Below are 7,334 nucleotides of genomic sequence, written 5' to 3'. Positions count from 1 at the left end.
GGCATGATGATGGCTGGGTGGGCGCTGGTGCTGATGGTTGGCGTGCCGCTGGCGCGCCAATTGTGGTTTCTGTTCACGAGCCCATCCCTGAGAAAAACGAGGGGGAGGGCCTTCGCCGTCGTTGCAGCCAGCCTCGCACTGGTAGCCTCGCCGTTCTTTGTCATCCCGCTGCCTTACGCGACCGCCGCGCAAGGCGTCGTATGGCTGCCGGGCGACGGAGTCGTCAATGCCGGTGTCGATGGCGTGGTGGCGGAAATTGTCGCGACGCCCGGCGCCAGGATCGAGCGAGGCGACCCGATCCTGCGGCTGGAAGACCCGTTGCTGGAAGCGCGGACCGTCCTCTTGGATTTGAGGGTTGGGGAGCTTGAGCGCCGCCTCGAAAAACTCGATGTCTCGGAAAAGGTCAACGCCAAAGTGGTGGCCGAAGAACTCAGGCTGGCACGCGCCGACCTTGTCATCGCACGCGACCGTGCCGAAGCGCTGACGGTACGGGCGCAGGCAAGCGGAACTCTGATCGTTCCTTCGGCAAATGATCTCGAGGGCAAGTTCGTGCGCCGTGGCGAGACGCTGGCCTATGTGACGCGGTTCGACCAGCCGACACTGCGCGCCGTGATCCCGGAGCGACGCCGACCACCATCACCGCCACCATGGTCAGGTCGATGCCGCGCCCGACGACGATGAACCCCATGCCGACGGCCAGCGTGCCGAGGATCGAGACATTCTTGAGAATGGCAAGGATGTTGCCCTGGCTCAGGAAATTGTTGAGCGTCGCCGAGAACACCAGGAACAGGACGGCCGAGATCGCGCCGACGACGAGTTCCTGGGACATTTTGATGCCCAAGCGCGCGGTGTCGGATTTGCCCGAACCAGCCAAGTCAGACCCTCCCTCGCTGCCGGTTTGAACCAGCGGCGTGCCAAAGCGGCCTTGCCCAGGGGCTTTGCCGCGACGACGTTTCCTCCACAGCCCTAAGCCGGCTGCTTGCGTAAAGACCATCGCGACTCAGGGCGGCAGGGGCAATTTCGATTTTCTGATGCGCTGTGCAGTTCGTCAGTGTGGAGAAAGAGGATGAGGAGTCGTCGGTTGTGTCCTCTGCCGGATTCACCTGCCGCAAAGCTCAGCCCGATGCCGGTAGCGTGCCGCGATCCCGTGACGGTACTTTCTTGAGTGACGGGAGTGTCTGGCCCGGCAGTCAAGCGGCTCTGCTTCCCCAGGTTCCGTCCTATAGGCCGTTTCCCTCGATCATCGCCATCAGGCAATCGCCAGATTGTGTGCCGCTGATGCCCAGATCACGCGCGCTGTTCATGTGGTTTCGGTCATTCAGGCGGAGGTCGCAGACAAGGTGCCCCTGCGCGCGCAAGCGCTTTCCGAAGTCGGCGGCCTGCTGGTGAAAAGGTGACGTTTCCTGATCTCCCACGAGAATGGTCGCTGCCGTCTCCGGGTCATGCCACCGCGTCATTGGGGTGAAGGCAGCTGCCTCCTCATCGGTGATTCCGATTAGCGGCTGAAGGAAGGACGTCTGAAGGGGCTTGAGGTCGTAAAGGCCGCCTAGCAGCAGCGCCGCACGTATGCGCGATGGCATTGGCGTCTTTTCGAACAGGAATGTGGCCAGGTGTGCGCCCGCCGAATGACCACTTACGCTTAGCCGGGCAGGGTCACCGCCATGGGCGGCTATATTGTCCAGCACCCATTGTTTGGCACGTCGGACCTGGTCGACGATTGCCGCCATCCTGACTTCGGGCATCAGCGCATAGTCGACGATGACCGCGATCGCCCCAGCTTTGGTGACTGTGTTCGCTACATAAGAATAGTCGCTCCTGGAGAACATGCGCCAGTAGCCGCCATGGATGAAGATGTGCACGGGAAGATCCCTGCGCGCGCCGGGCGGAAAGAAGAGGTCCAACCTTTCGGCCTTGCCCTCGCCATAGGCGATATCAGCCGACATCGGCAGGGTCGCCCGGGTTTCGGCGCTGCGGCTTACTATGTCGGCCACGATATCGTCAAAGTCGGCCACATGGTCGCGCGTGCGGAAAGGGTCGTTTGACATGACTGCCGGTTCAGAAGGTGACGGCAATATATTTAGCCTCCATGAACTCGGCGATGCCGTGGTGCTGGCCGCCTTCGCGGCCAAGGCCGCTCTGCTTGACGCCTCCGAATGGTGCGGCCGGATCCGACATCAGTCCTCGGTTGAGACCGATCATGCCGGCCTCGATCCCGGACGCCACCCGCATGCCGCGTCCAATATCGCGTGTGTATATATAAGCGGCCAGGCCATATTCCGTGTTGTTAGCATGTGCGATCGCCTCGGCCTCGGTGTCGAAGCGTGTGATGGGTGCCACCGGGCCGAAAATCTCCTCGTGCGCCATCTCCGCATCGGGCGGCACATCGGACAGCACTGTGGGCGGATAGAAGAACCCTTCTTCCTCCGAAATCGCCCCGCCGCAAAGCACCTTGGCCCCCCGGCCCACGGCGTCCTTGACCAGGCGGTCGATCTTGTCGACAGCCTTTCTGGTGATCATCGGCCCGCATTCTGTGTCTGCATTCGGTCCCGCTCCCACCTTAAGTGCCGCCATACGCTTGCGGAGCCCGTCGGCAAAAGCATCATAAATTCCCGATTGTACATAGAGGCGATTGGCGGCGGTGCAGGCTTCGCCGGCGTTGCGCATTTTGGCGATCATCGCGCCGTCGAGGGCGGCGTCGAGTTCGGCATCGTCGAAGACGACAAACGGGGCATTGCCGCCGAGTTCCATCGAACACGAAATGACATGCTTTGAAGCCTCGCCGAGCAAGGTTCGGCCGACACCCGTCGACCCCGTGAAGGACAGCTTCCTGACGCGCGGATCGGCGAGCATGGCCGAAGTAAGCGGCCCGGGACTGGTCGTGGTCAGCACGTTGACGACACCGGCAGGCACGCCGGCTTCGCTGTAGAGTGCCGCCAGCGCATAGGCCGTCAGCGGTGTTTCACTTGCCGGCTTCAGGACGACAGTGCAGCCTGCCGCCAGCGCCGGCGCGATCTTGCGGGTCGCCATAGCGGCCGGAAAATTCCACGGTGTGATCAGCACGCAAATTCCGATCGGCTCATAATCGACCACGATGCGATTGCTGCCGGAGGGCGCGGTGCCGAACTCACCGGTGATGCGGACCGCTTCCTCAGCATTCCAACGGAAGAACTCGGCGGCGTACGCCACTTCGCCGCGCGCGTCGCGCAACGCCTTGCCGTTCTCCAGCGAGATCAGCATGGCAAGCGTTTCCGAGCGTTCGACCATCAGTTCGAAACAACGCCTGAGGATTTCCGAGCGTTTGCGCGGCGCCGTCTCCCGCCATCCTTTGGCCGCCTTGGCCGCCGCCTCGACGGCGGCGGTGGCGTCCTCGACCGTCGCATCGGGAACTGCCGCGATCACCGCCCCGGAGGAGGGATCGACGACATCGATGAGCCGACCGTCGGAGGACGGCCGCCAAGTGCCGTCGATGTAAAGTCCGTGCGAAAAACCGCGCACGTCATAGCCATCCTGGTCGAGTTGCTGAGCCTTCAAATTCATCGCTTTGTTCCGTTTTTCACATAACGCAGGCGGCGAGGTCGCCGTCATGGGCAGCCTGGACGAGGCGTCGCATCGTGCCGAGATCGAAGGCACGCGGATTGTTCTTGATCAGGCGGTCGATGCCGAGCGCTTGCTCGGCTGTCCAGTCAAGCTTATCGGCGGGGAGGCCTAAATCCGCCAGTGTCGGCGTAATACCGATCGCCGCGAACAATCGCCTGATCTCCTCGATTGTGGCGGCTGCCATCTCGGCGGCGGTTCTGGCCTTGGTCTCCAAGCCAAGTGCCGCGCCGATCTCTGCCATCTCGTGAGCGGCGACGCGGCTGTTATAGGTCATCACGTAAGGCATCATTGTCGCCACGCCCAAACCATGGGCGGTGTGGGTGAGGGCGCCTGCCGGGTATTGCACGGCATGCGCCGCCGCCGTGCCGGCGGTGCCGAATGCGCAGCCCGCCGCGAGCGCGCCCATCATGACATCGGCGCGCGCGTCGGCATCGGTGCCGTCGCTGCAGGCTTTCTCCAGGCTCCGACCAAGCAGTTTTATGGCGAGCAACGCGAAATGGTCGGTCAGCGCAGTCTTGCCGATGAAGACATGCTGTTGCGGCAGATTGGGGTCTTCACCGCGCCGCATGGCGGTGAAGGCCTCGATCGCATGGGTCAGCGCGTCAGCGCCGGCGATCGCGGTCAGGCCAGGCGGACAGGTCATTGTCAACTCGGGATCGCACAGAGCGACGGCGGCGATAAGGTGAGGGCTCGATATGCCCACCTTGAGCGTCCGGTCCGGGTCGGAAATCACCGCGACCGGCGTCACCTCGGAGCCGGTGCCGGCCGTGGTGGGCACGGCGATCAGCGGCAGTGTCGGACCCGGCACCTTGAACTCCCCGTAATAGTCCTGGAGCTTGCCGCCATGGCTGAGAAGCAGGGTGGTGCATTTGGCGAAATCGAGACAGCTGCCGCCGCCGATGCCGATCACAATGTCCGGTCTGAACCCCTTCGCTTCCTCGACACAGATGCCGACCGTGTCGCGTGGCACGTCGGGCAGAACATGATCATGCACCAGAACCTCGATCGAGGCTGACTGAAGGGACTTGATGATGTCGGCGAATACCATTGTGCCCGCGAAACGCTCATCGGTGCAGACCAGCGCGCGTCGGCCGAACCGGGCGGCGACCGTCGGCAGCACATGGCGCTGCCCTTTCCCGAACAGGATTTCACGCGGCAACCGCAGGGCGGCGAAGAGGGTCATGATCGGTCCTTTGACGGCGGCTGACTGGAAACGGAGGCATTGAACTGGGCTTGGATCGGACGGTCTAAGAGCGTGTCTCTCGCCCCTACAAAATATCCGCTTTAAAATCGTATAGGATATAGGATTGCATCGACGGAACCATCGTGTTAGCAGTCCTCACTGTCAAGAGGCAAAATATGCAGACCGCAAACTTACCCGACCCAAGCGACGCCACCATTGGAGCTGGTCGCATCCAGCGCGCCAACAGTCTCGTCGAAGATGTCTATGAAGCCATCTTCGCGCAGTTGATGGCGCTGAAAATCCCGCCAGGCTCACGCATTACAGTCGATAGCCTGGTCAAGGAATTCAACGTCTCGCACACGCCGATCCGCGAAGCCCTTGGCCGGCTCGAAGGCGAAGGCCTCGTGCTCAAGACGCATTTGATCGGTTATCGTGCCGCACCCCAGATCACCCGGCGCCGTTTCGACGAATTGTACGAAATGCGTCTGCTGCTCGAACCGCACGGCGCCGCGAAGGCCGCCGCAATGATGGACGAGGCCAAGTTCAATGTGTTGCTCGAAGCCGCCGGCGTGATGTCACGCCGCGAAGGCAAGGATGATCGCGTACGCTATTCGAACTTCGCCAGGCAGGATGCGATCTTCCACGACAAGATCTTGGAGTTTTCTCAAAACGAACTCATCCGCGAGACGTTGAGCCACCAGCACACGCACTTCCACATCTTCCGCCTGATGTTTCATGCACGTGTGACCGAAGAGGCACTTGACGAACACGAGGCGATTCTTGCCGCGTTCGGCTCTGCCGATCCCGATGCCGCCGCAAAGGCGATGCGCATCCATATAGAGCACTCGCGCGATCGCCTGCTCCCGGCATTCGATTGAGGTCGGAACGGATGTCCATTGCCGCGAATATCGCCGGGGAGGGCGGGAGCACGTTGTCCAGCAATGCGCATGGTTCGCTCGAACCGGTGCTGCGCGCCCAGCAATTGTCCAAGCAATACGGCCCGGTGACGGTGTTGTCGGACATCACCCTAGACGTCCTGCCCGGTGAGATCCACGCCATCATTGGCGAGAACGGTGCCGGCAAGTCGACGTTGATGCGGCTGCTGTCCGGCTATGTCGAGCCAAGCCACGGCACATTGTCGATGAACGGACATGCGGTGAAATTTGCCAAGCCCAGCCAGGCACAGGATGCCGGTATCGCTTTGGTTCACCAGGAGATCCTGCTCGCCGAGGGGCTCACGGTCACCGACAATCTGTTTCTCGGGCGAGAGCTTTCGCGTGGCCTTGTCGTGGATGACCGCACCATGCGCCGGCTGGCGGCCGAGAAACTGGAGCAGATCGGCTGCGCGGTCTCGCCAAGGGCACTGGTGCGCGACGTCTCGCTGGCAGACCGGCAGATGGTGCAGATCGCTCGCGCTCTGCTTGACGACTATAAATTGGTTATCTTCGACGAGCCGACCGCCGTTCTGACCGGTGGCGAGGTCGAGCGCCTGCTGGAGATCGTCCTGCGACTGAAGGCTCACGGCATCGCCGTGCTGTATATCAGCCACCGGTTGGACGAGGTGCAACGGGTGGCCGACAAGGTGACCGTTCTGCGCGACGGCAAGATGGTCGGCATCTATCCCGGCAAGACGCTGAGCCAGATGGATATGGCGCGGCTGATGGTCGGTCGCGAACTGGCCGCACTCTATCCTGAAAGGACCGCAGCGCCTTCGGATGTACCGATGCTGAGCGTGAGGAACGCCTCCGTTCCCGGCTATGCGGAGGACGTGTCGTTCACGGTCCACAAAGGCGAGATCCTCGGGTTCGCCGGCATGGTCGGCGCTGGCCGAACCGAACTCTTCGAGGGCATTATCGGCCTGCGCCCGGCGGCCGCCAAGGTCGAACTTGAGGGCAAGTCGATCCATTTCCAATCGCCGCGCGCGGCGATCGACGCCGGCGTCGGTTACCTGACCGAGGATCGCAAGGGCAAGGGACTGCTGCTGCAGGAGCGCTTGGCGCCTAACCTGACGCTGTCGGCGCTCGGTGTGTTCCATCCCGGCCTCTCGATGGGTCGGCGCCGCGAAGCGGAGGCCCTGGAACAGGCCGTGGAGGCATATGACATCAGGCTGAAGAGCCTCGGCGCCAAAGCGGGCCAGCTTTCCGGGGGCAATCAGCAGAAGCTGCTGCTGGCGAAGGTGCTGCTGACCGATCCTTCGGTGGTCATTATCGACGAGCCCACGCGTGGCATCGACATCGCCAACAAGGCGCAGATCTATGCCTTCATCCAGGAGCTTGTGGCGAAGGGCAAGGCCTGCATCGTCATCTCTTCGGAGATGCAGGAATTGATCGGCATCTGCGACCGCATCCTGGTGATGCGCGAAGGCCGCATCACCGGCGAGGTCAGCGGCGCCGAAATGACCGAAAGCAACGTGGCGGTACTGGCGACCAGTGGCCCCAAGCCAGGGCCAAAAGCCAAGGGAGGCACAGAATGGCTGTCATGACCGAATCCGCACCCGGGCGTCGCGCCCTGGATCTCAATGTCAGTTGGACCGACGTCGGACCCTTCCTTGCGC

5 protein-coding genes and 1 pseudogene are annotated in these 7,334 nt (G+C 62.4%); 3 read left to right on the top strand and 3 right to left on the bottom strand.

From position 1 onward, the window contains the following. Positions 1-681 (top strand): annotated as a pseudogene (locus tag EN893_RS38030) (hypothetical protein); the annotation flags it as partial. Positions 682-1,220: 539 nt separating this feature from the next. On the opposite strand, the gene EN893_RS11615 reads toward EN893_RS38030, so the two are convergent. From EN893_RS11615 to EN893_RS11605, 3 genes are read right to left on the bottom strand one after another with little or no spacing between them, the layout of a single operon-like run. Then, positions 1,221-2,045 carry an alpha/beta hydrolase gene (locus EN893_RS11615; protein WP_164748775.1) on the bottom strand — a complete coding sequence of 275 codons (825 nt, stop codon included), beginning with the start codon at positions 2,043-2,045 and terminating at the stop codon, positions 1,221-1,223. A 10-nt stretch (positions 2,046-2,055) separates the two neighbouring features. Continuing rightward, positions 2,056-3,537: an NAD-dependent succinate-semialdehyde dehydrogenase gene (locus tag EN893_RS11610; protein ID WP_127267876.1), complete on the bottom strand. Its 1,482-nt coding sequence runs from the start codon at positions 3,535-3,537 to the stop codon at positions 2,056-2,058. Positions 3,538-3,553: 16 nt separating this feature from the next. After that, entirely contained in the window at positions 3,554-4,780 is a 1,227-nt protein-coding gene (locus tag EN893_RS11605) for an iron-containing alcohol dehydrogenase (RefSeq protein ID WP_127267875.1), read from the bottom strand. Between the two features lie 176 nt (positions 4,781-4,956). On the opposite strand from EN893_RS11605, the gene EN893_RS11600 reads away from it, so the two are divergent. Both EN893_RS11600 and EN893_RS11595 read left to right on the top strand, forming a co-directional pair. Beyond that, a complete protein-coding gene (locus tag EN893_RS11600) occupies positions 4,957-5,658 on the top strand; it encodes a GntR family transcriptional regulator (RefSeq protein ID WP_127267874.1) in 702 nt (233 codons plus the stop codon). Positions 5,659-5,669: 11 nt separating this feature from the next. Next, the gene (locus tag EN893_RS11595) at positions 5,670-7,262 is read left to right on the top strand and encodes a sugar ABC transporter ATP-binding protein (RefSeq protein WP_127267873.1); all 1,593 of its coding nucleotides are present in this window, start codon (positions 5,670-5,672) and stop codon (positions 7,260-7,262) included. Positions 7,263-7,334 lie beyond the last annotated feature (72 nt).

The sequence above is a fragment of the Mesorhizobium sp. M7A.F.Ca.CA.004.04.2.1 genome (genome assembly GCF_004022825.1).
Classification (GTDB): domain Bacteria; phylum Pseudomonadota; class Alphaproteobacteria; order Rhizobiales; family Rhizobiaceae; genus Mesorhizobium.
The sequence above is the reverse complement of the archived record's forward strand: the minus strand, read 5'-3'. Positions and strand labels throughout refer to the sequence as shown.

Coding starts and splice junctions, on each gene's coding strand:
- EN893_RS11595 (WP_127267873.1), top strand. CDS start 5,670: ATGTCCATTGCCGCGAATATCGCCGGGGAGGGCGGGAGCACGTTGTCC.
- EN893_RS11610 (WP_127267876.1), bottom strand. CDS start 3,537: ATGAATTTGAAGGCTCAGCAACTCGACCAGGATGGCTATGACGTGCGC.
- EN893_RS11605 (WP_127267875.1), bottom strand. CDS start 4,780: ATGACCCTCTTCGCCGCCCTGCGGTTGCCGCGTGAAATCCTGTTCGGG.
- EN893_RS11615 (WP_164748775.1), bottom strand. CDS start 2,045: ATGTCAAACGACCCTTTCCGCACGCGCGACCATGTGGCCGACTTTGAC.
- EN893_RS11600 (WP_127267874.1), top strand. CDS start 4,957: ATGCAGACCGCAAACTTACCCGACCCAAGCGACGCCACCATTGGAGCT.